This is a genomic window from Rahnella sp. CFA14(1/10) (assembly GCF_004195095.1).
Classification (GTDB): Bacteria; Pseudomonadota; Gammaproteobacteria; order Enterobacterales; family Enterobacteriaceae; genus Rahnella; species Rahnella perminowiae.
Map to the genome: position 1 here is coordinate 222,161 of NZ_SEWS01000004.1, position 23,921 is coordinate 246,081.

Below are 23,921 nucleotides of genomic sequence, written 5' to 3' on the forward strand. Positions count from 1 at the left end.
TTTCGGTGGGGGATACCCGCTTCATTAGTCTCACAGGACTAATTCAGGAGCGGCATTATACGCTGCCTTTGCTGCAACTGTTACCCCACATTTTTCAGTTGCCTAAAAAGCGGACGGTTCTGAGCCTGAAAAATAAAAAAACGGACATCCTGGATGTCCGTTTATACAAGGGCAACCTCGTGAAAAGTTATGCCAGTGTGCTGATGGCTGCCAGACGTTCAAAATAGTCAGGGAACGTTTTCGCGGTACACTTCGGATCAAGAATGGTCACCGGCGTATCGGATAAGGCCACCAGAGAAAAACACATCGCCATCCGGTGATCATTATAGGTGCCAATGTCGGCAGACCTCAGCGAATGAGGCGGATCAATGCGAATGTAATCTTCGCCCTCTTCCACTGTTGCTCCGACCTTACGCAACTCAGTCGCCATCGCCGTCAGTCGATCAGTCTCTTTAACACGCCAGTTATAAATATTACGTAGCGTCGTCGGACCTTCGGCAAACAACGCCGCAGTAGCAATGGTCATTGCTGCATCCGGAATATGGTTCATATCCATATCAATGCCTTTAAGTTCACCGCGGGTACATTCGATATAATCCTCAGCCCAGTGGATAGTCGCACCCATTTTTTCCAGTACATCTGCAAAACGAATATCGCCCTGCATACTGTTTTTGCCGATTCCGGTCACGCGAACCGTACCGCCCTTAATCGCCGCAGCGGCCAGAAAATAGGACGCAGAAGACGCATCGCCTTCGACCAGATAGGACCCCGGAGACACATACTGCTGACGACCTTTGATGCTGAATTTCTGGTACCCGTGATTTTCGACGTCAATACCAAAGGTTTTCATCAGGTTCAGCGTGATATCGATATAAGGTTTGGAAACCAGTTCACCTTTAATCTGAATGGTAGTGTCGTTACCTGCCAGCGGGGCTGTCATCAACAGCGCCGTCAGGAACTGGCTTGAAACGCTGCCGTCGACACTGACGTCACCACCACTAAAGCCACCGCGCAGGCGAAGAGGCGGATAGTTTTCCTGCTCAAGGTAATCAATCTGTGCACCGCCCTGACGAAGCGCATCGACCAGATGCCCGATCGGACGCTCTTTCATGCGCGGCTCACCGGTCAGCACCACATCCTGCTCACCCAGGCACAACGCCGCAGCCAGCGGACGCATAGCGGTACCGGCATTCCCCAGAAACAGCTCCAGACCTTTAGCATTGGAAAAAGCCGTGCCCAGACCTTCGATTTCACACTCTGTCCTGGACGCAGATAAATGATGCGTGACGCCCAACTGAGTCAGTGCTGTCAGCATATGGCGCACATCGTCGCTGTCGAGCAGGTTAGTCAGGCGGGTAGTGCCCTGTGCAAAAGCAGCCAGCAAAAGTGCGCGATTAGAAACACTTTTTGAGCCCGGTAAATTGATGCTGCCGTTAATCAGCGCAACAGGTTGTAATGTCAGGGATTCCACGCTTTCTCCAATTCTTTTTTTCATAAAATGACCCCGGACATTGAGCCGGGGTCATTTTTAAGGCTTCTTACTCAAGCATTCTGCGGGCCCGGAAGCCAGCACACTTAACCGTGACGTTTTTCGAATTCAGCCATAAAGTCGGTCAGTGCTTTTACGCCTTCAACAGGCATCGCATTATAAATAGATGCGCGCATACCACCAGCCACACGATGGCCTTTTAATGCATGCAGACCCGCTTCCTGTGCCTGATCAAGGAACAGTTTATCCAGAGAGGCGTCCGCCATCTGGAAAGGAACGTTCATCCACGAACGGTTCGCATCGGCGACAGGGTTGCGATAGAAACCGGTATGGTCAATGGCGCCATACAACAGTTCGGCTTTTGCGCGGTTGCGTTTTTCCATCTCACGCAGGCCACCCTGTTCTTTCAACCATTTGAACACCATGCCTGACAAATACCACGCGAACGTTGGCGGAGTATTGAACATAGAATCGTTCTCAGCCAGAACGGTATAATCGAGGATAGAAGGCAATTCTGTGCGCGCTTTACCCAACAGATCTTCGCGGACGATAACCAGGGTCAGCCCCGCAGGACCGATATTTTTCTGCGCACCGGCATAAATTACCCCAAAGCGGCTGACATCAATCGGGCGGGAGAGGATGCAGGATGAATAATCGGCTACCACGATTTTGTCACCAAAATCAGGCATTTCATCGATAGCGATACCATCAATGGTTTCATTCGGACAGTAATGAACGTAGGCAGAATCTGCACTCAGTTTCCATTCGCTCATTGGCAAAATACCACGTTTGCCATCGATCGTGGCGTTAACGTCAATCACGTTAGGCGTGCAATATTTTTGCGCTTCTTTGACTGCGCTGTGTGCCCAGTAACCACCGTCGATATAGTCAGCGGAGGATTTATCGCCCAAAAGGTTCATAGGTACTGCGGCAAATTGCGCACGTGCGCCACCATGACAGAACAGCACTTTATAGTTCGAGGGAATATTCAGCAGGTCACGGATATCCTTTTCGGATTCTTCAGCCACCTGGATAAATTCTTTGCTGCGGTGACTGATTTCCATCACCGAGGTACCCAGTCCGTGCCAGTTACAAAGTTCCTGTTCTGCACGACGCAACACTTCAGCCGGGATCATTGCCGGACCTGCACTAAAATTATAAACCTGAGTCATTTCCCCTCACCACTTCTCTGAGACAGCCACATAGTAATCATTAATTTAACGGTTTTATCATCCGGGACAAGCAGTCTGCAACGGTTATTGATCATGAACTGATAAACAGCGATGAGAAGTTGGTCACAAGGTTCATTCCTCCCTGGAAAGCTGATTTTACAGGATTATCTGTTCACACCCGCACCGTGCTCAGCGCCCTCACCCAGGTGATATTCTGGCACCTTGAATAAGCAGCTTTTACCCGACTTTGAAGGATTTAATCAGGCTACATCGATGACAGGCATCGTGAGCATAAGCGTCCTCTAACCATTATACCTGCCGACCTCCCCGGTCCGACATCTTCATGCTGTCTGAAGCAGAGATCCGCCAGTGGTTACCAGATTCGCCGATAAGCTAAGCGCGTTACAACGCGATTACATTCTTAACACGAATACATGGAGCTCATGCGCAAAACCCCGTATCATTGCGCGTTTTTAGCACGCTCAAAAGTGAACTCAATGACCCAAACTTTTATTCCTGGTAAAGACGCGGCGCTGGAAGACTCCATTTCCCGCTTCCAACAAAAACTCACCGATCTTGGCTTTAATATCGAAGAAGCTTCGTGGCTGAATCCGGTTCCCCACGTCTGGTCAGTGCACATTCGCGATCGCGACTGCCCGCTGTGCTTCACCAACGGTAAAGGTGCCAGCAAGAAAGCCGCACTGGCTTCTGCTTTGGGTGAATACTTTGAGCGTCTGTCGACTAACTATTTCTTCGCGGATTTCTATCTGGGCAAAGAAATCGCTAAGGGTGATTTCGTTCATTATCCGAACGAGAAGTGGTTCCCGCTTCCGGAAGACGACAGCCTGCCGGTGGGTATTCTGGATGAGCGCCTGCATGCATTTTATGATGCCGATAAAGAACTGGTGGCCAGTGATCTGATCGACCTGCAATCCGGCAATCCTGATCGTGGTATTTGTGCCCTGCCGTTTACCCGTCAGTCGGATCTGCAAACTGTTTATATTCCAATGAATATCATCGGTAATCTCTACGTTTCCAACGGCATGTCAGCAGGCAACACTGCCAATGAAGCTCGGGTACAGGGGCTGTCAGAAGTCTTCGAGCGTTATGTGAAAAACCGTATTATTGCTGAATCAATTAGTCTGCCTGAAATCCCTTCGGAGGTTCTGGCGCGCTATCCTGGTGTGGTTGAAGCCATCGCAAAACTGGAAGAAGAAGGTTTCCCTATCCTTTCTTATGACGCCTCGCTGGGCGGCAATTATCCGGTCATTTGTGTGGTTCTGTTCAATCCGGCTAACGGCACCTGTTTCGCCTCCTTTGGCGCACACCCTGATTTTGGCGTAGCACTGGAACGTACGGTGACTGAGCTGCTGCAGGGCCGCAGCCTGAAAGATCTGGATGTCTTCACCGCACCGACTTTCGACGATGAAGAAGTTGCCGAACATGCCAACCTTGAAACCCATTTCATCGATTCAAGCGGTCTGATTTCGTGGGATATGTTCAAGCAGGACGCCGACTATCCGTTTGCTGACTGGAGCTTCAGCGGTACCACTGAAGAAGAATTTGCGACCCTCATGGCTATCTTCGATAAAGAAGATGCTGAAGTGTATATCGCCGATTACGAGCATCTGGATGTTTATGCCTGCCGTATTATCGTTCCGGGCATGTCTGACATTTATCCTGCTGAAGATTTACTGCTGGCAAATAACAGCATGGGTGCGCATCTGCGTGATCAACTGCTGGCGTTACCAGACAGTGATCTGCCAAAAGAAACCTATCTTGAGATGATCACACAGCTTGATGATGAAGGTCTGGATGATTTTACCCGTGTTCGTGAGCTGCTGGGTATCGCCAGCGGCAAAGACAACGGCTGGTACACCTTACGTGTCGGTGAGCTGAAATCTATGTTGGCACTGGCCGGTGGTGATTTGGATCAGGCGCTGACGTGGGCTGAATGGTCGCATGAGTTCAACTCTTCTGTTTACAGCGATGAGCGCAACAATTATTACCGCTGCCTGCAAACCCTGCTGCAACTCTCTCTGGAAGCAGAACGCGAGCCGGCTCAGTACTATAACGCTTTCGTGAAAATGTATGGTCAGAAAGCGGTTGAGGATGCTTCAGCGGCTATCAGTGGAGAAGTCCGTTTCCACAGTTTGTTTGCTGTCGACCCTGAGTTGAAAGCATTATCTGCCCATCAGGCGCTGCTTGGCGCATATGAAAAGCTGCAAGTCGCCAAACGTCGCCACTGGTCGAAAGCCTGATCCACTGACACGATGAATCCTTTAAAACCGGCAGGATTTACTGCCGGTTTTTTATTTATAGAGCCAGTATCCGTTCACTAAAAACCCTAAACTTTTGCTGTTCTATTTATGCACAAAAGTTTGACTCGGCCACTAAAATGACGTGTAATTCTGCGCAAAATAATACCCGCCTGTCTTTTTCACGGTAAAAATAGGACACTTATTTTTATAAGTTAAAGGAAAGTAAAATTTATAAAATAAAAATAATGATATTTATTAACACTGAATTCATTATATTAACTCAAAGTTGAAAATAAATTCTGGCCGCATCAACTTTATTTGCAAAAATTAAAATCTTTTTACCGATTATTTTTCAAAAGGTTACCTCTTAAACCACCCCTTTAGTCGTTCATTACAAACCACCAAAAACCCCCTCGTATGATCCACATCAATTTTTACGTTATACTGCTTTGCTAGTATCTCGTTGCGCAGTGCATAGCCCTGAATAAGAGAGTTAATGTGAAAGCTGACAACCCCTTCGATCTCATTTTACCCGCCGCTACAGCGAAAGTTGCTGAAGATGCTGGCGTTTATAAAGCCACCAAACAGCCGTTAAAAACATTCTTTTTAGCCATTACTGCTGGCGTCTTTATTTCTATAGCCTTTGCTTTTTATATCACCGCCACAACTGGCACCGGTACCGTTCCTTATGGTCTTGCAAAACTGGTCGGGGGCATCTGCTTCTCTCTGGGTTTGATGCTGGTGGTCGTATGCGGCGCGGACCTGTTCACGTCCACTGTACTTATCGTCATAGCGAAAGCCAGCGGTCGTATCACCTGGGGGCAATTGGCGCGTAACTGGGTCAACGTCTATGTGGGTAACCTGGTCGGCTGTTTATTCTTTGTCGCGCTGATTTGGTTCTCCGGCGAATACATGGTTGATAACGGTTTGTGGGGACTGAACGTTCTGCAAACTGCTGATCATAAAATGCATCACACATTTATCGAAGCCGTATGTCTGGGGATCCTTGCTAACCTGATGGTTTGCCTGGCGGTATGGATGAGTTACTCCGGCCGCAGTCTGATGGATAAAATGTTCGCAATGATTTTACCGGTCGGCATGTTCGTCGCCAGCGGTTTTGAACATAGCATTGCTAACATGTTCATGATCCCTTTAGGCATTGTAGTGAAAAATTTTGCGACACCAGAATTCTGGCAGGCTGTCGGGACCACACCGGCACAATTTGCAGAACTGAATATCACTAACTTTATCATCGACAACCTCATCCCTGTGACTATCGGTAACATCCTCGGAGGGGGTTTGCTGGTAGGGTTAACGTACTGGGTCATATATCTTCGCGATGAGAAACACCACTGAACCAATGTGGCAGTCTTGTTACGACAGTTTTACACGTGATTTTTAAAAAAATCCAAATTAGAAGGTAGGTGCAAAATGTCCAAGCTCAATGAAAAATTGACCAACGCATGGCAGGGTTTTAGTGCTGGTGAATGGCAGAATGGCGTAAACGTCCGTGACTTCATTCAGAAGAACTACACACCGTATGAAGGTGATGAGTCCTTCCTGGCTGGCGCTACCCAAGCGACAACCACCCTGTGGGATAAAGTAATGGATGGCATCAAACTGGAGAACCGCACTAAAGCTCCAGTAGATTTCGATACCGACGTTGCCTCTACCATCACTTCTCACGATGCCGGCTACATCAACAAATCATTGGAAACAATCGTTGGCCTGCAAACTGACGCGCCATTGAAACGTGCCCTGATCCCATTCGGCGGCATCAAAATGGTGGAAGGTTCATGTAAAGTTTATGGTCGTGAACTGGATCCAGCACTGAAAAAAGTCTTCACTGATTACCGCAAAACCCACAACCAGGGCGTTTTCGATGTTTACACTAAAGACATCCTGAACTGCCGCAAATCAGGTGTTCTGACCGGTCTGCCAGATGCCTACGGTCGTGGCCGTATCATCGGTGACTACCGTCGTGTTGCATTGTACGGTATCGACTTCCTGATGGCCGACAAATATGCACAGTTCCAGTCTCTGCAAAGTGATCTGGAAAATGGCGTAAACCTGGAAATGACCATCCAGCTGCGTGAAGAAATCTCTGAACAACACCGTGCTCTGGGCCAGATTAAAGAAATGGCTGCTAAATACGGTTGTGACATTTCTGGTCCTGCGACCAACGCACAAGAAGCTGTACAGTGGACTTACTTCGGCTACCTGGCTGCAGTTAAATCTCAGAATGGCGCTGCAATGTCCTTTGGCCGCGTATCTACTTTCCTTGACGTGTTCATCGAACGTGATATCAAAGCAGGCAAACTGACTGAAGAACAAGCTCAGGAACTGATTGACCATCTGGTAATGAAACTGCGTATGGTTCGTTTCCTGCGTACCCCTGAGTATGATGAACTGTTCTCCGGTGACCCAATCTGGGCAACTGAATCTCTGGCAGGTATGGGCGTTGACGGCCGTACTCTGGTGACCAAAAGCAGCTTCCGCTTCCTGAATACCCTGTACACTATGGGGCCTTCACCAGAGCCGAACATGACCATTCTGTGGTCTGAAAAACTGCCAATGAACTTCAAAAAGTACGCAGCGAAAGTGTCTATCGATACCTCATCTGTACAGTATGAGAACGATGACCTGATGCGTCCTGACTTCAACAACGATGACTATGCCATCGCTTGTTGTGTGAGCCCGATGGTTGTGGGTAAACAAATGCAGTTCTTCGGCGCTCGTGCAAACCTGGCGAAAACCATGTTGTACGCAATCAACGGCGGCGTTGATGAAAAAATGAAAATCCAGGTGGGTCCTAAAGAAGCACCAATGATGGATGAAGTCCTGACCTTCGATAAAGTCATGGACCGCATGGATCACTTCATGGACTGGTTGGCTAAACAGTACGTGACTGCGCTGAACATCATTCACTACATGCATGACAAATACAGCTACGAAGCATCGCTGATGGCTCTGCATGACCGTGACGTTTATCGCACCATGGCGTGTGGTATCGCAGGTCTGTCAGTTGCTGCTGACTCCCTGTCCGCTATCAAATACGCAAAAGTTAGCACTATCCGTGATGAAGACGGCCTGGCGATAGACTTCAAGATTGAAGGCGAATACCCGCAGTTCGGTAATAACGATTCTCGCGTAGATGACATCGCCTGCGACCTGGTAGAACGTTTCATGAAGAAAATTCAGAAACTGCGTACCTACCGTGGCGCTGTAGCCACTCAGTCCGTTCTGACCATCACCTCTAACGTGGTTTATGGTAAGAAAACAGGTAACACTCCGGACGGTCGTCGTGCTGGTGCTCCATTCGGCCCTGGCGCTAACCCAATGCACGGTCGTGACCAGAAAGGTGCGGTTGCCTCTCTGACTTCCGTTGCTAAACTGCCGTTTGCTTACGCGAAAGATGGTATTTCTTATACCTTCTCTATCGTTCCAAACGCGCTGGGTAAAGACGATGATGTACGTAAAGCAAACCTCGCGGGTCTGATGGATGGTTACTTCCACCACGAAGCGTCCATTGAAGGTGGTCAACACCTGAACGTGAACGTGATGAACCGTGAAATGCTGTTAGATGCGATGGAACATCCTGAAAACTATCCTCAGTTGACCATCCGTGTTTCCGGTTATGCGGTACGTTTCAACTCACTGACTAAAGAACAGCAACAAGACGTTATTACCCGTACTTTCACCAAGTCTCTGTAATAACTCAGCCTTGTAATCTGGTCTGATAAAAAGGCTCCACAATGTGGAGCCTTTGTTTCATCTCTCCCTGCCCTGCACTGTCTGCACGACAGTCTGTTTTGCCAGAGCGCTATACGTTGTGGACTTCTGGCAAAGCAGTATCGCCATTGCTGACAATCAACCTTAATGATTGTCTGGTATCATAAACCTGTTGTTTCCAGTTTATCTCTGCCAGGCCAGCATCCGCACACGTAGACTGCTATTCATTGGTCAATATGGAGAATAACCCGCAATGTCAGTTCAAGGTGACATAATTTAGGATTTATTTAATTGAAATATAAGGATTTATTTCAAACCACGTCCATATATTGACCATTTCGAGATTTAATGACAAAAAAGCCCCGCATTTAACTGTGCGGGGCTTTTTTGTTTCTGCGATCACATCAGGAAGGTTTGCTGACCGTGCGAGGTTGGGTGAGGCATCACTGCATTGATATGTCCCGGCTTCATAATTGAGCCGTCAAATGATTCCATCGTCTTAAACGTGTGGCCACAATTTATGTTCTGGCACTGGTTATAACGTTCTTTGGTGTTCTCACTCAGGTAACGGCTGGAACGGGTATGTGCAGCGTATTTGCAGATTGGACAATGGAACATGATCACCACCTCAATGAATCACTTTAAGATGCGTTCATTTTAACCGCTAAATCCTATTAAAACAAACAGTTAACAAATTAATTCATCATTCTTCCTGCGTATCAAACTCCACATCTGAAAGCCTTACCTCAAGGTCTAGGGACGTGGTGTAGCCACTATTACTGAGTGAGTGAACCACCTTAGTGATAATCCATGGCTGGTCGTCTATGACGCGCTTAAACCCTTTAACCTGCACCGGCGTTTCAGGATATAAATCCGCGCGCCCTATGGCCAGATTAATGGAGAATTCCGCCACCCCGCGCTGTAACTTATCCCACTTTGCCGCCGCTGCGCGCATGGCCTGCGCTTTACTGGCGTAGGTAGTAGTCAGTGCAAATACATTATCCGCTTCACCGGCCATGTATTCACCTTCTTTGGCTTCGGGTGTTTTGACTGCCGATGCCTTGGCTTTAACCGGTTTTGCTTTGGGGTGTTGAAGTGCGCGCAGTTGTTTAAACTTTGGCTTTCGCTGGATTTTAACCTTTTGCTTTTTCTGCTTAGGGTCTTTGGTGTGTAGCCATTTAGCCGTTACGCCGGTGTATGCGCCCCGGTCAGCAATAGCAAACTGATGTCGGTCACCGTCTGCGCGCTCAATCGTCATGGTCGGTATGGGCTTGCCGCTGGCGGTGGTGCCGCTCCCCGCTTTCAGAAAAAGTAACTTACCGGCTTTCACTGAGACATCAGCCCCGTTGCGCGTGGCCAGTCGGGTCAAAAACTTGGCGTCAGATTCCTGAGACTGATCGATGTGCGGAATACTGATGGCGTTCAACTGCGTGGCTACGCTGGCCGTCAGCTTATTGCGCGCGGCGATTTGTTCAACCACCTGACCGAGCGTAGTGTCGTGGTAAGATATTTCACGCCGTGAGTTCAGGGTGCCGCGAAAGTCAGCACTGCGCGCCCGGATGGTCAACGTATCCGGCGCGCCACGGTGTTCAACTTCATCAACCGTAAATTTTCCCTTACCCAGCAGCGCCGCACCCTGCCAGCCCAAGAACAGGGAGAGCACCGCGCCGCGAGCAGGCATTTCCACCAGACCGTCGCTGTCATCGAGCTCAATGTCGAGCTGGTCAGCTTCAAACCCCCTGTTATCCGTGAGCGTCAGAGATAACAGCCGGGCGCTGATATCTTTCGTGATGTCATTACCCGACTGCGTCAGCATAAACGCCGGAGCCAGTTTCGCCCCGGCATCGAGTGTCATACCCGTGATCATGACCACACCCCTTGTACCGCCGAGCTGGCTTTATTCAGCAATCCGTCAGCCTGCGCCTGCAAGTCACCAAACATGGAGGTCAGGGTCTCATCCACGCGGGTGAGCGTTAGCGTAAATTCAATGCTTCGCGCGCTACCATCGGCAAAGAATTCACTGCGGGTTTCGCTGAGGCTTTCCACAACAAACATGCCATAAATAGTGCCGGAGCCCTCCAGCAGCGGCCACGCCTTACCCTCATCCGCCATCTGATTAAGTACCAGCAGTGACATGCGTCCGCCGGTGATTTCCGGCATCAGCACCCCTGACAGGGTGATTTTTTCCTCATTCACACCGAGAAATTGCAGCGCGGAACGCTGGCCAACACGGCTATTTGACGGCCAGCGGTAATCCACATTGCGTTGCAGGCTCTGATAAGGGACGGTCTGAAGCTGAAACACAAATAATCCGAGCGTTAACATCATGCGTAAAATCCTCTTAATCATGCCCCATGCGGGCGCGAGCCTCAGCGCGACGCTGCCTTTCCCGTGCGTCCAGCGCGTCAATCACTTGGCGGCTGGTATCCTGTGCGCCCATACCGGCACCGACGGAAATTTGATAACTGTTTTTGCTGTTGTCGGTGTAAGAACGTCCACCACCCGCCGACACCGGCACGTAGCCGTAACTGAATCCAAAATTACCGCCCGGCGGCTGATACTCCGCCGCATTACCGGCATCAGATTTTGAACGCTGCTCCGCTTTGTCAGCATTTTTGTCGAGGTCGTCAGACTCTTTCTTCACTACGCCGAGTTTTTCCAGCAGCCAAACCACGCCGCTACGCAGCTTATTGGCCACCTGCAATGGCGCGGTAAGTGCATTTGCCACAGCATGACCAAACGACACCCCCGCATCTTTACAACTATCGAGGGTTTCCTTGGTTGATTTCACTGGCTGAATCAGGTCTTTAAACCACTGCCACACGATCTTGAGCTTATCCCCAAGCCATTCAAAAACCGGCTTCAACGGCGCAAACATTTCTTTCACCGGCTCAAACGCAATACCCAACCCTTCTATCACGCCACTGAAAAAGGCGCTGATAGGTTCCCAGTATTTACGGATAAGCAGAGCCGCAGCGACAAACAGCGCGCCGATGGCCAGCACCGGCCAGGTTATTGCGCCCAGCGCAGTGACAATGGCCGTTCCCGCCGCGCTGAATATCACCCCGAGCGTACCGGCGACGGCGATAATCGCATTAATGCCTGCGATAACTGGCCACGCGATAAGACCAATTCCGCCCAGCACACCAATAATGGCCAGCGCACCGGTGGTCAGCGCAAAGAGGGTTTTTGTCAGCTCAGGATTGGCCTTAGCCCATGCCCCCATTTTCCCTAACCACTCGGTGGCCGAGGTGGTCAGGCGGCGCAAGGTACTATCCTGTTTCTCGAAAACCTCAATCTGTAAGTCTTCCCATGCCGACGCGAGATTTTTTAAATCGCCGTCGAGGTTGTCGGTCTGGACTTTGGCGATACGCTCCGTGGTGCCGGCAGAGTCTTTAATCGCGCTTTGCTTCTCGGCAAGGTTGCCGTTACCCGCAGCGGCCACCAGCTTGACCGCGCCCTTCATGGCCTCCTCACCAAAAATAACTTTCAGGTATTCAGCCTGCTGTGCGGTGCCGAGTTTGTTCTTTTTAAAAGACCGGTCAATAGACTGGAGGATCCCCACAACCGGCAGCATGTTGCCTTTTGCGTCTCGGGTTTTAATACCCAGTTCATTGAGCGCCGCCGGAGCCTGACCGATGGGAGCTTGCAGGCGGCTAAAAATAGCGCTTGCTCCTGTACCGGCCATCGACCCCTTAATCCCGTTATCCGCCATCACGCCGAGCATGGCTGTCGTGTCTTCGATGCTGGCACCCGCCGCCTCAGCAATGGGCGCCACATATTTCATCGCTTCGCCAAGCTCAATCAGCCCGGTATTTGACGAGGTAAACCCCTTGGTCATCACGTCCGCTACGCGCTGAATTTCCGTGGTCGGCAGGTTAAACGCCGATTGCATATTGGTGATGATGTCGGCGGCTTCGGCAATGTCCACATCCGCCGCAAGGCTCAGGTTAACGGTGGACCCCGTTGCGGCCAGCACTGAATCGGCGTCATAGCCCGAGCGGGCAAGCGTGGTCTGCGTGCGGGCAACGTCGCCCGGAGAAAACGCCGTTGTCGCGCCGATATCACGCGCCTCCTTACGAATTTGGCCGAGTTTCTCATCGCCTTTATCAAGGCCAAGAATGGCCTGCGTGCCTGACATCTGTTTATCAAAACCAATGCCCGGCGCGATAAACCGGGCCTCCCCATACAGCCCGGCGGCAGCCACACCGACCCCAGCCATGCCCGCCCCGCGCGCACCGGCGGCTAACTGCTTGCCGGAGTCATAGCGTTTTTTTACCGTACCGAGTCTGGCCTGCTGCGCACTGACGCGGGCGAGCGCATCGCGCTGACGGTTGAGCTGTGCCGTAGTCTCACTGACTGAGGTTTTCAGGCGGCGCTCATCGGCGGACAGCGTGCGCGAATTGATCCCGGCCTGCGCCAGTTCCTGACGCTGACGCTGCACCGATTGCCGCAGTCCGTTGTATTTAATTTGCAGGTCAGACGCGGCGCGCTTGGCATCTTCCAGCGCCTTGGCCTGCGCCCGCGTTGGATTGGTGGTGTTTTTAAACTGGACAGCCAGCGCGGCGGCTTCCTGTTTTGCATTTTTAAGAGACTGGCCGGTAACGGCAAGCTGACCGCTCGTTTTACGAAAGCCCTCAATACGCCCGGCTTGGGCGTTCAGGGATTTGAGGGAGTTTTGAGTATTTCGGATATCCCCGGACAGCGACTTACTCGCTGTCTGGATGGATTTAAACGGGCGACTTGCTTGGTCAACGGCCTTGAGCAGAACCAGCAACTTAACGTTACTCATTGGCGTGTCCACTTCGTTCGATTGCCTTTGCGCGCCATTGTGCGAGCTCGGCGGGGCTCATCGGATAGAGCTCTGACGGTGGCCAGTGAAAGACCACCGCCACGTCAGCCATCAGGTCATCTACCCCAAACCGGGGCGGGAACTTCAGTGTTCCGAATTCGGCGATAAAAAACCAATCACCTTGCCCGCCAGCGACACAAGGTCTGGCAGCTCCAGCGCGTTACATTCTTCTTTTGTCAGGCTCGGGTAAGTGATGCGCGGCAGTACCACCAGCAGCGCATCAACCTGCGCATTAGCCACGTCAGCCAGACCCACGCCGCGCAATGCTCCGGCAGTGGGACGGATAACCGTCACCGAATCAATCAGGATTTCGCCGCGCTTGAGGGGTTTATCCAGCGTCACGACGCTGGTGTTTTCGTCGGCAGTAGTCAGGTCTTTATTGCTCATAAGATTATCTCCACATCAGATTATGGGCATGGCCAGCGCTCACCGGCCACGCAGCGATTACAGGCCGATATTGCGGCGGTGTTTTTCCAGCATGTCCGTTCCGTTGACGATTTCGACCATGTTCACGGTGTCGATTTCAATCAGGGTTTTACCGTCAATCACCAGTTTGTAATACGTACACTGCGTGGTGATTTTGCTTTCGGTGTCCTCGCCCTGCTTCATGTCGCCGGTGTCGATTTCTTTGTGACGCCCCCGCATGACGATTTCCACGGCGGAAGTATCGCCGGTGTCGTCGCGCTGGAATGACCCGGCAAAACGCAGCGGCACATCCGCCGCACCGGCGGCGGCATACTGCGCCCACAGGGTTTCGTCCGGGAGCCCGCCCATTGACCACTCAACGGTCAGCGCGTCGTCATCCAGACCAAAATCCACCGGCGCGGAGCCGTTCATACCGCCGCCGCGATAGTTCTCAAGCTTGCGGGTCAACTTGGGCAGCGTGACAGACTGCACCACGCCCATGTAGCTCAGACCGTCGTTAAACAGGTTGAGGTATTTCAGTTTGCGAGGAAGTGCCATGGTGAATGCCCTTAGCTTTTAATGGATGCGGCCAGATTGACGAGATAGGTGTCAGTGATGCGCTGACGCAGGGTCAGACTTTCCAGCGGCGGCACCGGCGTGTAGTCATAATCGACGTAAAGTTTCCCGGCTTTCAGGGTGTCTTTATCGTTGGCCGATTCATCAAACCAGCAGGTGCCGTCAATGATGTAGCCGTTCGATTTGAGCTCACGGAATTTGGCGTTGATACCGTCAATAATGTCGCGGATAAGCGAGGCGGTCATCGGTTTATCCACCGCCCACATATGCGCCTCGGCCATTGTGTCAGCCAGCACCTGCGCGGTGCGGGTATAGTTCTCAAACAGGAAAAGCGGGTCATCAGAACAGGTGCGGTTACCCCAAAAGCGGAAGCCGTCTTTGCGTACCAGCGTCGTGACACCGGCCTCATTGAGCAGGTCAGCATCAGTACCGGATGCCTGCAAATCCCAAAACACCGAGGCGCTGATACCGGTCACGCCGTTAACGCCGACGTTAGACAGAGTTTTATGCCAGCCGGTTTCTTGGTCTATTTTGGCGCGCAGACCTAACGCGCGCGCCGTGGCGTAGGCGGTAGAGCTGGTGTTTGCCGTGGTGTCCCATGAAATAAAATCAGGCCAGATGAGCATCAGTTCACGCTGGCTGAAATTGTCACGGTACTTAATCGCATCAGAGAGTGTTTTGCATTCCCATGCGCTGATATAACCAAACGCGCGCAGCGACTGACAAACCGTGGCCAGCGCCGTGGCGACTTCCTGCGGATCCAGCCCCGGTACGCCGAGAATGCGCGGCTTCACGCCGGTGGCAGCTTCGGCAGTTAGCAAGGCTTTCAGGCCAGTGTACTGACCGTTTTCATCCGCACCACCAATGATGTTGGAAAGGGTTTCGGCGGCGGCGACTTCCTCGTCTTCGTTTTCTGACTCAGCCACGCGCACCACGACAGTGACCGGTTTGCACTGGTCGCCAATGGCCGTCAGCGCCGGTAACAGCGTACCGGTTTTCCCCGCCTTGCCCTGCGCGGCGATCACATCGGTGATAAGTACCGGCGTATTTAGGGGAAAGACTTTTTCGTCAGCATCGTTGGCCGTACAGACCATGCCAATAATGGCCGTGGATACGGTGGTAATGACGCGCGTTCCGTCGTTGATTTCGACGACCTGCACGCCGTGGTGAAAATCACTCATCGGCTTAACTCCGTTAAAATAGGCAAGGTAATTTTGTTGTTTAACGGGAGTCAGGGCGAGGGGTGAGCGTTGGGAGGGAGTCAGTACAACACGCGAAAAAAAGCCCCTTTCGGGGCAATGAGACCAAGCATAAATTAGCCCGGATATTGTGGCCATTCGATATCAGGTGCAGCGGATAAATCCAGACGGTTAAGAGCTATGCGGTATGCCTTCCAGACTTTCAACTCCGCTACACCAGCCTCTGTACTCAGATCCAAATCTATTTCATCCTGCAATATATTGATGCGGATGGTCGCTTCAGAAATCTTGGACGCGGCGATAGTTTTCGCGGCTTCTGCCGTAAGTTCGACGACCCTTGGCGCTCCCTGAATAACTTCACCATCAATATATTGGGAATCCTGCCCGATGGACTCAAATACATCAGCAGATAACATCAGAAGCCCCTGCTGTGTATAGGTTTCCGCTTCCTCTGCGGTAAATGCAATCATCATACTATTGACGTAATTGTTTTTATCCACACCAATGAAATATCGTGTTTCGTAAACAGGTTGCTCAATATCACTGTCCGGCTCAATATTTGTATTCATAATTTACTCACCAAATTGCTAATAAATTGACGTTCAAAGCGGAATTGCTGGCGTTATAAATATTCGCACCACTGCCAGAGGCACCGTTGAACCATGCTTTCAACTCCCCGTTGAACGTTGAAATAAATAAAGCCGGAGTACCGGAAAATCCGGCGGGGAATGTCCACGTTGTTGTCGTATTGGCGGGTAAAGATAAGTTTTGTCTGCACCACTGTGGGCCATTTGGCAGTTTAACCCACGCACCATTCCCATTACTGCCGGACTGGAATTGGTCAAGACGCACCGCATGCCCCCATGACGCTGCCTGCGCGACATCGAATGTCTGCACCGTAGAGCCTGCAAGCAATGCCCTCCGCGCCACGGCGGCATTAAGTTGGGCGAGATTGACGGCATGTTCGTTAGCTGTTGCAGCAGCGCCAATCAGAGCCCCGGTACAAAAGAAAGTCCCATCATTTCGATGATTGAAATACCCTTCATTTCCGCCGCCGAATACATGAAAGTTGAGTGAGTGGTAATGCCCCGTGCTTTCATAATGGTACACATCAACTTTGGCGTCAGAACTTGACCTGCCGTTAATGCGCGTCCAGTTCGTTTGATAGTCATTGCCGGAGGCATAATTGCCGTTTTTGGTCATCCAGTCACGGCCAGTCACCGCCAGATATGGGGTGCTTACGCCGTCACTGCCAACCGTGCCACCCTGCGCAGGAAAGGCACCCACACCCGCTGCGGTAATGCTGATGTCTTTCGTGCCGTCAAAATCAACACCGGCAATTTTTCGCGCCGTCGCCAGCTTGGTCGCTGCGGCGGCAGTTCCGGCAGCAGGTAAAGCTCCGACACCGGCAGCGGTAATACTAATGTCTTTCGTACCATCAAAATCAACACCGGCAATTTTTCGCGCCGTCGCCAGCTTACTGGCCGCTTGCGCCGTTCCATCGGATGGTAAACGCCCGTTTGCATTGTCATTGGCTGCTTTTACCGCTTTTGGTGTTGCGGCCAATGACTCGCTATCACTGGTAAAAGAGTTGCTAAGCCGCACAAATCCTTTATCTGTCAGGGTGCCGTCCGGGTGGTTACGGGATTTTTCATGTGCGGCCAGCTTATCGTCAACATAGTCTTTCGTGGCCATCACTGTAGAGCCGTCAATGCTCAGCGCTACGGCATCAATTTCACTGACGATAAGCACCATGCGCAGCGTCTGTAACCGGCCTGACCCTTCGGCCAGTTGGGGTTTATAGCTTTCAGCCATATTACTGACAGCAACCAGCACGCCGTCAGCATCATATAAGCCCATTTCACGCATCCAGAAGCCGCCGACATCAGGCTGGATAACCAGCTCGGCCACCAGATAATTACTGTTTTTGGCATCGATGCTTAAGCGGTTGAGATTAGCGCGGTAAACCTCATTAACAAGTTTGGTCTGTTTTGGGTCAGGGGTTGGGAGTTTTCCGCCCCCATTACCAACGGCCATATGTGTGATTTTGACCTGCGTTCCACCAGCCGTGGCGGCGGCGATTTTTGCCGCTCCGGCGGTAGTCAGTAATGCTTTATAAGTCGCCATAAGTTTTCCTCTGCTTAGGCCGGATAAACGGTGATGATGTCGCCGTCGTAAGAAAGTGCGCCTACGAAAATATGGCCGGGGATATCCTGAATAATGGTCAGCGTCTCAAGGTGGCGGCTGGCGGGTTTCGCATCCGCAATGAGCCGCTCCATTTCCTGATACATTTCTTCGGTAATACCGCTTTCCAGCACACCGATATCGAGGCGAAACGTGCCGGGCGGGCTGTTGGTTTCCCACCATTCAGAAATCTTGATGACGTACCCCAGCGGCTCAACCACCCGGCGGATCGCGCTGATAGTGCCTTTATGGGTATGGATGAAATAAGCCGACTGGATCACGCCGCGTTTCGTTGCCTCCGGCCAGCTTTCGTCCCACCGGTCAACCGAAAATGCCCACGCCAGATAGGGTAAGAACTTCGCCGGGCAGGTCTGCGGGTTCCATAAATCGCGCAGCGGGACGGGGACAGCGGTCAGCGCAGCGCAGGCCTCAGCGGCGGCAACCTCCAGCGGCGAGGAGCCCACAGGTAACAGGCGCGCATTACTCATCGGTGCCCCCGATAGTGATTGAGGACTCAGTGCAATAAGACGCCTGCGTATCATCCAGCACGATATCGGCCAGCGGCTGCGTGAGTTCGACCCGTTGCACACCTTCAACATGCAGCGCGGCATAGATAGCCGAGAGACGAATATCTCGCCCCAGCCGGTGCTGTGCCAGCGTGTAGGCATTAAGCTTATCCACTGCGGCCAGCCTGACGGGCTCTAATTCCGGCCCCGGATAAACATAGAGCTTGGCGGCAATCTGATAAGGGATAATCTGCGCCGATTGCACCGTCACGCGGTCAGCCACCGGGCGCACGTCCTCAGCATTAAGCGCGGTATTTACAATCCCGATAAGCTCCGAGCTGGCCGTACCGTCACCTTCACGCGAAAGCACGGAAATAGTCACATTGGCCGGTGCCGGGCTAATCACTGACACATCCGCCACCCTGCCATCAGCACTGCGGCCATGAAACTGATAAGCGCCGGTTGATCCGGCCACGCTCAGCCCCTCAAAAGCCTGCTGAATGCGCACGCGGAAATCCCCGTCACTTTCCAGCACCTCAGCCACCGGCGGCAAAACGGAATCATCAGCCTCCGTGATAACCAGACGTGCAACGTTATAGTTTGCACCGAGCTGGTCGAGGTCAGCGCTGGTGGCGTAGGCCAGCATATTGGCGCGCGCCGCTTCGTTTACCCGCTGACGTAAAATCACCTCACGGTAAGCATTCTCCTGCAACAGCTTGACGATAGGCTCAGATTCCAGCGCCAAGGTGCGGGCGACGGCCTCGCGTTCGCTCTCGTCATACAGTGACAGTAACGTGGCTTTGCGTTCTTCAAACAGGGTTTCATAGTCCAGTTCCTCCACCACATCCGGCGCGGGGAGCTGGCTTAAATCAATCGTGGCCATAGCGTTAACTCAGTGAGAGGGAAGAGGAGAAACTGCCGGGGGTATCGGTTCGGTTACCCGTGATATTGACCACCATCACGCCGTCAAAAGTCGAATCAAAGGTGATGCCCGTCAGACTGATGCGCGGTTCCCATTTGAGGATCGCGGAATAACACGCGGCCATGATTTGCAGGCGGAGCGCGGCGTTTTGCGGCTGGTCCGTCAGTTCGGAAAGCAACGAGCCGTAATCACGACGCATAACCCGCGAACCTATCGGCGTTCTCAGAATATCGCTCACCGACTGGTTGAGGTGCGCCATGTCTTCAACCGCGCGCCCCGAATGGCGGGACATGCCGAGATACCTCGCATTACTCATTATCAAGACCTCAGCTATCAATTCGGTTTACCGGTATTTCCACCGCCGGTCTGAACGCCACCGTGTGTATGGGTATCTACCTGCACACCGTTGGAGGTAAACGCGCCGCCGGTGTGCGTAATATTGCCTTTCATCGCACCGCCTTTTTTCACCTCTAATGAGCCGGTAGTCAGCTTGTTGGTACACACCACCTCCGGCGTATCGAGCGTGATTTTCCCGCTGGCCGTGACGGTGACATTCGGCGCGGTGGCGCTGATTGACGTTGCGGCGGAAATTTCAGCGGTCTGAATACCACTGACCGTCAGCGCACCGCTGGCCGGTTCATACTGAAATTGAGCGCCGTCAGAAAAGCTGACGTGATACGCCTCTGCGGATACAGACGGTGCGGAAAAGTCATCGCTGTAAATGCCCGGCAAAACAAACCCGGTATCGAGCTCACCACCGAGTGATAAAAGCAGAACCTGCTCACCGACGGAAGGAGCCCACCAAGTACGCGAACTACCGGCGCGGGGCGTCAGCCAGTGAAGCCAGTCAGTGAGAATTTCGCCCGTCTGGACGCGGCACAGAGCCAGCTCGGTATCGACTTTTGCGACCACACCGATTCGGATAATGTCGCGCATCGCGCGGGAAACTTCGGAGAGTGTTTCGTGTGTATTCATGACAGGAAGGATGCCGCCCGAGGGATCCAAAGGCAACACACAAGCGTAGGATGAACCTTGGCACAACTCGCTAGTGAGTTTTGAGATATTTACTAATATTAAAAGACAGTTGTGCTCTTTTAATCCGCTTGATAGAATTTCCTTGCAAACATTAAGGTTTTTAGATTTATAATTTAATTTCAAACACAGGTTTGAGAAGAGATACAATTAAGAGTATGTGGCACCACTGGATAATCATGGAAAATTAAATGCTCTCGAAAACCACCCCTTCATCTTTAGAGTTTTTTATATTTATATTATTCTTTAGCATTCTAATAATTAGTATTTATAAAAAAGGAGTTTTCAAATGTACATTATTGATCATGAAAAGCTACAAGTTGGTGACATTATTCTCACCGCTGAAAAAACTTTACAAAGTAAAACGGTCAGATTATTTACATGGGGTGAGTTTTCTCATGCCATGATATGGGCCGATGGCACACTGATCCATTCTGATGGCGGAGGAGTATATTCAAAAAACACTCAAAGATTATTATTCGATAAATTATCTGAAGTTATTGTACTACGGCCTAGGATAAAACTGAATGCCTTACAAAGAGGAATAATAATAAATTACCCTCGTTCCCTCGTAGGAACTGTTTATTCGGTTAAGGAAGCCATTGCCGTAAAAAGGCCAATAAAACCTAAAGCTACCTACAAGCAATTCTGCTCAAGACTTGTGGCCCAGACATATTATAATGCAGGAATAAAAATTGTGAAAAACCCTGATTATTGCAGCCCAGAGGAAATAAACAAATCCCAAAAAATCCTAATGCGAGTTAACAATTGCGTAAGGGAGGCAACCCAAGAGGAAATATATTTTTCAACAACTAGGGATCCTGGGCAAGAGACACAGGACGATACTATAAAAATGCTAATTGAGATCCGTAATAAATTCGGCCAGAACATTCAAACAATTGGTAATGTTTGCGATTTTATTATGAAAGAGCCAACTCACGACGCAGAGATTACAGAGATTGCAAAAAATAGCGGTTACTTTAATCATGCAGAGGCTGACATTGAAATTAACCATTGGAGATATAATGAAGATGAATTTATTAAAGTGGCAAAAATGGCCAACTATCAGTTATTAGAACTTGCACGTTTTATCCATGATATCGGTAACTCTTCAGCATCGATTCATTACGCGCAGCTAAAGGAGTTTGAGGAAAAATTCAGTGTGTCAGGTTTTGATTTCTTTAAGCAGCATATATTCCTTTATAAAAAACTTATTAACACACAATATCTTAGGCAAGATCTAGCAAGAAAAATTATGAGTGATATTTAAAATAGCTTATCATGAAGCAGTAAGTCATTACATTTCAATGAAATTATCAGGGGAGCTATTAGATTAGCTTCTCTGCCCCCACATAATGCATAAAAAAAACCTCAGCCAAAAACATAAATGAACTATGACTTTTCCTCACCATTAATGGATGCATGAATTTTTATCGTCATAATAGCTATTATTTCTATGAGACACTTTAACTTTTCAAGATTTTATTAATGATAATACCCTGTAACTCTTGGATATCAACATCACTAATTCCTAACAAACATCGGGTTTCATAACGCAGAAGCGCACTATGTCTATTCGGTCTATCCAGTAAACCTTCCTGATGAATGCGCGCAATCCGCTGTACCTTGCCAGCGAATTCGACCACCGCAGCCTCATCGGTGGATTTCGCCTTGAGGTATCGCGCGGTGCGCAATTTGGCGAACATTTCTCGCTTCACCCTGCCCTTTTTCCCCCGGACAGGCTGCCGCTTACGGGCTGCATACGGCGTACCGTCGGGTGCCTTTTGTTGCTTGATGCGCTGCTGCTGGCTGGCTCGCAGCTTTTTAGCTATTTCAGCGGCCATTTTGCGACGGCCAGCGGGGGACAGGCTGGCCAGCAATCCGGCGAGCTTATCGTCAAAGGGCTTGAGCTCATTCATCCCATTTACTCACCAGTTCGCCATGCACATACAGCTCCATTGGCCGGTGTACCGGCACCGGCAGCGGAGGCTCATCCAGTGGTGTAACGGTTAGCCTGCGGTCAGTTTCTTTGACGATGGTGCGCTCGGTCAGTTGCAGGCTCATGCGCACGTCTTTGCTGTCGTCGTTATTAATATCCGCTACGTAGGTGAAGCCGCGTTTTTTCCCTTCCTCTGTGGTCATGATGTCCGGCTGATGCTCACGCAGCCACACGTTAACCGGCACAATCAGCAGGTTTAAATCTCCGATGTAATCTGTTACGACAATATCCAGCGTGTAGCGGTTCTCAAACGATAACGACGTGGCCAGCGTGGCATTAATCGTGCCGCCATCAACAAACATATGCAGCATGTCCGGATTATCACGCAGCAACGGAACGGACTTAAAGATCGCGTTTTTCAGGCTGGCGGGCTTCAACATCGTGGGACTCCTGACATTGTTTAACAGTCTCGACTTGCAGCGCACAGTTCACCAGCGCGCTCTCCAGTTGGCGATTGTCTTCGCTTAAATCACCGTTGGTTTTCGGGGTACTTCCCGGCATCGGACAACTGCTGACTTTCGGACAGCCAACGTAAATAATCGCCGGGGTTGTCGAACGCGGGGCGAGTGTGCAGCCGGATAATGTCATCAGGCAAAGGAGACTGAAACCAGCCGCGCAGCGCTTCATTTTCATTGAGTAACCTCGTAATCGTCTGATTCCGACGCGCGGCCAGCGCACCCGCCGCATTAACCTGCTGACGGAGCACAACCAGCGCGCGCTCATTACGCTGACCGCTGGCTTTCAGCTCACTGATGGCCAGCGCGCTGGCTTCCAGCGTCGTTTTTAATTGCTGAATGTGCTGATTGGCCGCTGCTACTTTTTGATTTGCTCCCCGCCACGCAAAGAGCGCACCCGCGAGCGTCAGCACTAACACCGTGATGATGTATTTCATGGCACCCCCTTCATGCAGTGTTTCAGCTCAACCGCCCGGCGGTTGTTGAGCCCCTTATTCCACACGCCATTGACATACACCCAGCGGGGAAGCTGCTGGCAGGCTTGCGACCATTCACCGTGCCTGATGAAATAGGCCAGTGTGGATTTACATGCCGCTCCCGTACCGATGTTAAACGCCAGACTGATCACGGCGTCATACACCGGCCGCGGCATGGTCACCGGCATGCATTTATCCACGGCGCGCTCCGTCATGATGATGTCAGCAATCAGATTACTGGCGGCATCCTGCTCCGTAATGTTCTGCGTGGGCTTCACCCCCGCAGTGTGGCCAATGCCAGATGTCCAGACTCCGGCGCTGCACTGGTACGGATTCAGGCGGCACCCTTCGAGGTTGGCAATAATGGCCAGACCCTCGGCGGAGGTTTTGACAAACCGGTAATCAGGCATCAGCGCGGCCAGTGCCAGCACGATGGCCACACTGCAACGTTTAACGATTGAGTTCATCGAAAACCCTCTGACTCAGACCGTTACGCTCCAGCAACTTGTAGCTTTTGCGCCGGTAGTACCAGTTAACGAAAAACGTCCCCACGGCCACCGCAGCACCCACCAGAAAGGCGAAATCCTGCGGCGTCAGCGCGCCGATAAAAGCCAGCAATGCCGCGAGCCCATAGGCAAACATTGAAGATATTTTTTCCATC

Annotated in this window: 26 protein-coding genes; 4 read left to right on the forward strand and 22 right to left on the reverse strand. The window is 51.2% G+C overall.

Annotated features, from left to right (window positions below; translation table 11 throughout):
* Nucleotides 1-187: 187 nt before the first annotated feature.
* The gene (aroA, locus tag EVX52_RS09980; protein WP_129991273.1) at nt 188-1,471 is read right to left on the reverse strand and encodes a 3-phosphoshikimate 1-carboxyvinyltransferase; all 1,284 of its coding nucleotides are present in this window, start codon (nt 1,469-1,471) and stop codon (nt 188-190) included.
* Between the two features lie 104 nt (nt 1,472-1,575).
* Complete coding sequence (gene serC / locus EVX52_RS09985; RefSeq protein WP_129952488.1) at nt 1,576-2,661, reverse strand: 3-phosphoserine/phosphohydroxythreonine transaminase; 1,086 nt, start codon at nt 2,659-2,661, stop codon at nt 1,576-1,578.
* 497 nt (nt 2,662-3,158) lie between these two features.
* Here serC and ycaO point away from each other — a divergent pair, with 497 nt between their 5' ends.
* The 3 genes from ycaO (at nt 3,159) to pflB (ending at nt 8,636) form a co-directional block, all read left to right on the forward strand.
* On the forward strand, nt 3,159-4,922 hold the full coding sequence (ycaO, locus tag EVX52_RS09990; protein ID WP_129991195.1) for a 30S ribosomal protein S12 methylthiotransferase accessory factor YcaO: 1,764 nt from the start codon (nt 3,159-3,161) through the stop codon (nt 4,920-4,922).
* A 498-nt stretch (nt 4,923-5,420) separates the two neighbouring features.
* A complete protein-coding gene (gene focA, locus EVX52_RS09995; RefSeq protein ID WP_129952486.1) occupies nt 5,421-6,278 on the forward strand; it encodes a formate transporter FocA in 858 nt (285 codons plus the stop codon).
* A gap of 75 nt (nt 6,279-6,353) precedes the next feature.
* Nucleotides 6,354-8,636 carry a formate C-acetyltransferase gene (pflB, locus tag EVX52_RS10000; protein WP_129952485.1) on the forward strand — a complete coding sequence of 761 codons (2,283 nt, stop codon included), beginning with the start codon at nt 6,354-6,356 and terminating at the stop codon, nt 8,634-8,636.
* Between the two features lie 417 nt (nt 8,637-9,053).
* On the opposite strand, the gene EVX52_RS10005 is transcribed toward pflB, so the two are convergent.
* The 14 genes from EVX52_RS10005 to EVX52_RS10070 form a co-directional block, all read right to left on the reverse strand.
* Nucleotides 9,054-9,272 (reverse strand): DNA-binding transcriptional regulator, encoded by a 219-nt coding sequence (locus EVX52_RS10005; protein WP_129637984.1) that lies wholly within the window; start codon nt 9,270-9,272, stop codon nt 9,054-9,056.
* Nucleotides 9,273-9,357: 85 nt separating this feature from the next.
* Entirely contained in the window at nt 9,358-10,521 is a 1,164-nt protein-coding gene (locus EVX52_RS10010; protein WP_129991196.1) for a phage late control D family protein, read from the reverse strand.
* A complete protein-coding gene (locus EVX52_RS10015; protein WP_129991197.1) occupies nt 10,518-10,982 on the reverse strand; it encodes a phage tail protein in 465 nt (154 codons plus the stop codon). The genes EVX52_RS10010 and EVX52_RS10015 overlap by 4 nt, the downstream gene beginning before the upstream one ends.
* 13 nt (nt 10,983-10,995) lie before the next feature.
* Nucleotides 10,996-13,446 carry a phage tail tape measure protein gene (locus EVX52_RS10020; RefSeq protein WP_129991198.1) on the reverse strand — a complete coding sequence of 817 codons (2,451 nt, stop codon included), beginning with the start codon at nt 13,444-13,446 and terminating at the stop codon, nt 10,996-10,998.
* Entirely contained in the window at nt 13,439-13,558 is a 120-nt protein-coding gene (locus tag EVX52_RS10025; RefSeq protein ID WP_198659659.1) for a GpE family phage tail protein, read from the reverse strand. The genes EVX52_RS10020 and EVX52_RS10025 overlap by 8 nt, the downstream gene beginning before the upstream one ends.
* A 32-nt stretch (nt 13,559-13,590) precedes the next feature.
* Nucleotides 13,591-13,893 (reverse strand): phage tail assembly protein, encoded by a 303-nt coding sequence (locus tag EVX52_RS10030; protein WP_129991199.1) that lies wholly within the window; start codon nt 13,891-13,893, stop codon nt 13,591-13,593.
* A gap of 57 nt (nt 13,894-13,950) precedes the next feature.
* Nucleotides 13,951-14,469: a phage major tail tube protein gene (locus EVX52_RS10035; protein WP_129991200.1), complete on the reverse strand. Its 519-nt coding sequence runs from the start codon at nt 14,467-14,469 to the stop codon at nt 13,951-13,953.
* Nucleotides 14,470-14,480: 11 nt separating this feature from the next.
* Nucleotides 14,481-15,668, reverse strand: a complete 1,188-nt coding sequence (locus EVX52_RS10040) for a phage tail sheath protein (protein ID WP_129991201.1) — start codon at nt 15,666-15,668, stop codon at nt 14,481-14,483.
* Nucleotides 15,669-15,802: 134 nt separating this feature from the next.
* Complete coding sequence (locus EVX52_RS10045) at nt 15,803-16,255, reverse strand: tail fiber assembly protein (RefSeq protein ID WP_129991202.1); 453 nt, start codon at nt 16,253-16,255, stop codon at nt 15,803-15,805.
* A gap of 7 nt (nt 16,256-16,262) precedes the next feature.
* A complete protein-coding gene (locus tag EVX52_RS25755) occupies nt 16,263-17,813 on the reverse strand; it encodes a phage tail protein (RefSeq protein ID WP_370278330.1) in 1,551 nt (516 codons plus the stop codon).
* Nucleotides 17,814-17,827: 14 nt separating this feature from the next.
* Nucleotides 17,828-18,358 carry a phage tail protein I gene (locus tag EVX52_RS10055; RefSeq protein ID WP_129991203.1) on the reverse strand — a complete coding sequence of 177 codons (531 nt, stop codon included), beginning with the start codon at nt 18,356-18,358 and terminating at the stop codon, nt 17,828-17,830.
* The gene (locus EVX52_RS10060) at nt 18,351-19,259 is read right to left on the reverse strand and encodes a baseplate assembly protein (RefSeq protein ID WP_129991204.1); all 909 of its coding nucleotides are present in this window, start codon (nt 19,257-19,259) and stop codon (nt 18,351-18,353) included. Before EVX52_RS10060 ends, EVX52_RS10055 begins: the two co-directional genes overlap by 8 nt.
* Before the next feature lie 4 nt (nt 19,260-19,263).
* Nucleotides 19,264-19,614 carry a GPW/gp25 family protein gene (locus EVX52_RS10065; protein WP_129991205.1) on the reverse strand — a complete coding sequence of 117 codons (351 nt, stop codon included), beginning with the start codon at nt 19,612-19,614 and terminating at the stop codon, nt 19,264-19,266.
* Between the two features lie 17 nt (nt 19,615-19,631).
* Nucleotides 19,632-20,273 (reverse strand): phage baseplate assembly protein V, encoded by a 642-nt coding sequence (locus EVX52_RS10070; protein ID WP_129991206.1) that lies wholly within the window; start codon nt 20,271-20,273, stop codon nt 19,632-19,634.
* 346 nt (nt 20,274-20,619) lie between these two features.
* Here EVX52_RS10070 and EVX52_RS10075 point away from each other — a divergent pair, with 346 nt between their 5' ends.
* Nucleotides 20,620-21,600 carry a hypothetical protein gene (locus EVX52_RS10075; RefSeq protein WP_129991207.1) on the forward strand — a complete coding sequence of 327 codons (981 nt, stop codon included), beginning with the start codon at nt 20,620-20,622 and terminating at the stop codon, nt 21,598-21,600.
* 196 nt (nt 21,601-21,796) lie between these two features.
* Here EVX52_RS10075 and EVX52_RS10080 read toward each other — a convergent pair whose 3' ends face one another.
* From EVX52_RS10080 to EVX52_RS10100, 6 genes are read right to left on the reverse strand one after another with little or no spacing between them, the layout of a single operon-like run.
* Complete coding sequence (locus EVX52_RS10080; RefSeq protein ID WP_129991208.1) at nt 21,797-22,249, reverse strand: phage virion morphogenesis protein; 453 nt, start codon at nt 22,247-22,249, stop codon at nt 21,797-21,799.
* Entirely contained in the window at nt 22,242-22,709 is a 468-nt protein-coding gene (locus tag EVX52_RS10085; RefSeq protein ID WP_129991209.1) for a phage tail protein, read from the reverse strand. Before EVX52_RS10085 ends, EVX52_RS10080 begins: the two co-directional genes overlap by 8 nt.
* Entirely contained in the window at nt 22,672-22,917 is a 246-nt protein-coding gene (lysC, locus tag EVX52_RS25550) for an Rz1-like lysis system protein LysC (protein WP_240783457.1), read from the reverse strand. Before lysC ends, EVX52_RS10085 begins: the two co-directional genes overlap by 38 nt.
* Entirely contained in the window at nt 22,799-23,221 is a 423-nt protein-coding gene (lysB, locus tag EVX52_RS10090) for an Rz-like lysis system protein LysB (protein ID WP_129991210.1), read from the reverse strand. Before lysB ends, lysC begins: the two co-directional genes overlap by 119 nt.
* Nucleotides 23,218-23,727, reverse strand: coding sequence for a lysozyme (locus EVX52_RS10095; protein WP_129991211.1), 510 nt, complete (start codon nt 23,725-23,727; stop codon nt 23,218-23,220). Before EVX52_RS10095 ends, lysB begins: the two co-directional genes overlap by 4 nt.
* Nucleotides 23,711-23,920 (reverse strand): holin, encoded by a 210-nt coding sequence (locus EVX52_RS10100; RefSeq protein ID WP_015696635.1) that lies wholly within the window; start codon nt 23,918-23,920, stop codon nt 23,711-23,713. The genes EVX52_RS10095 and EVX52_RS10100 overlap by 17 nt, the downstream gene beginning before the upstream one ends.
* Nucleotide 23,921: the final 1 nt, after the last annotated feature.

Bases quoted from the DNA above. Each gene is read 5' to 3' on its own strand.
- EVX52_RS10100 (WP_015696635.1), bottom strand. From the start codon at position 23,920: ATGGAAAAAATATCTTCAATGTTTGCCTATGGGCTCGCGGCATTGCTG.
- EVX52_RS10040 (WP_129991201.1), bottom strand. From the start codon at position 15,668: ATGAGTGATTTTCACCACGGCGTGCAGGTCGTCGAAATCAACGACGGA.
- EVX52_RS10045 (WP_129991202.1), bottom strand. From the start codon at position 16,255: ATGAATACAAATATTGAGCCGGACAGTGATATTGAGCAACCTGTTTAC.
- pflB (WP_129952485.1), top strand. From the start codon at position 6,354: ATGTCCAAGCTCAATGAAAAATTGACCAACGCATGGCAGGGTTTTAGT.
- EVX52_RS25755 (WP_370278330.1), bottom strand. From the start codon at position 17,813: ATGGCGACTTATAAAGCATTACTGACTACCGCCGGAGCGGCAAAAATC.
- EVX52_RS10095 (WP_129991211.1), bottom strand. From the start codon at position 23,727: ATGAACTCAATCGTTAAACGTTGCAGTGTGGCCATCGTGCTGGCACTG.
- EVX52_RS10010 (WP_129991196.1), bottom strand. From the start codon at position 10,521: ATGATCACGGGTATGACACTCGATGCCGGGGCGAAACTGGCTCCGGCG.
- EVX52_RS10005 (WP_129637984.1), bottom strand. From the start codon at position 9,272: ATGTTCCATTGTCCAATCTGCAAATACGCTGCACATACCCGTTCCAGC.
- serC (WP_129952488.1), bottom strand. From the start codon at position 2,661: ATGACTCAGGTTTATAATTTTAGTGCAGGTCCGGCAATGATCCCGGCT.
- EVX52_RS10025 (WP_198659659.1), bottom strand. From the start codon at position 13,558: ATGGCTGACGTGGCGGTGGTCTTTCACTGGCCACCGTCAGAGCTCTAT.
- lysC (WP_240783457.1), bottom strand. From the start codon at position 22,917: ATGACATTATCCGGCTGCACACTCGCCCCGCGTTCGACAACCCCGGCG.
- EVX52_RS10070 (WP_129991206.1), bottom strand. From the start codon at position 20,273: ATGAATACACACGAAACACTCTCCGAAGTTTCCCGCGCGATGCGCGAC.
- EVX52_RS10060 (WP_129991204.1), bottom strand. From the start codon at position 19,259: ATGGCCACGATTGATTTAAGCCAGCTCCCCGCGCCGGATGTGGTGGAG.
- ycaO (WP_129991195.1), top strand. From the start codon at position 3,159: ATGACCCAAACTTTTATTCCTGGTAAAGACGCGGCGCTGGAAGACTCC.
- EVX52_RS10035 (WP_129991200.1), bottom strand. From the start codon at position 14,469: ATGGCACTTCCTCGCAAACTGAAATACCTCAACCTGTTTAACGACGGT.
- EVX52_RS10085 (WP_129991209.1), bottom strand. From the start codon at position 22,709: ATGTTGAAGCCCGCCAGCCTGAAAAACGCGATCTTTAAGTCCGTTCCG.
- EVX52_RS10020 (WP_129991198.1), bottom strand. From the start codon at position 13,446: ATGAGTAACGTTAAGTTGCTGGTTCTGCTCAAGGCCGTTGACCAAGCA.
- EVX52_RS10080 (WP_129991208.1), bottom strand. From the start codon at position 22,249: ATGAATGAGCTCAAGCCCTTTGACGATAAGCTCGCCGGATTGCTGGCC.
- EVX52_RS10055 (WP_129991203.1), bottom strand. From the start codon at position 18,358: ATGAGTAATGCGCGCCTGTTACCTGTGGGCTCCTCGCCGCTGGAGGTT.
- EVX52_RS10030 (WP_129991199.1), bottom strand. From the start codon at position 13,893: ATGAGCAATAAAGACCTGACTACTGCCGACGAAAACACCAGCGTCGTG.
- EVX52_RS10015 (WP_129991197.1), bottom strand. From the start codon at position 10,982: ATGATGTTAACGCTCGGATTATTTGTGTTTCAGCTTCAGACCGTCCCT.
- EVX52_RS10075 (WP_129991207.1), top strand. From the start codon at position 20,620: ATGTACATTATTGATCATGAAAAGCTACAAGTTGGTGACATTATTCTC.
- lysB (WP_129991210.1), bottom strand. From the start codon at position 23,221: ATGAAATACATCATCACGGTGTTAGTGCTGACGCTCGCGGGTGCGCTC.
- EVX52_RS10065 (WP_129991205.1), bottom strand. From the start codon at position 19,614: ATGAGTAATGCGAGGTATCTCGGCATGTCCCGCCATTCGGGGCGCGCG.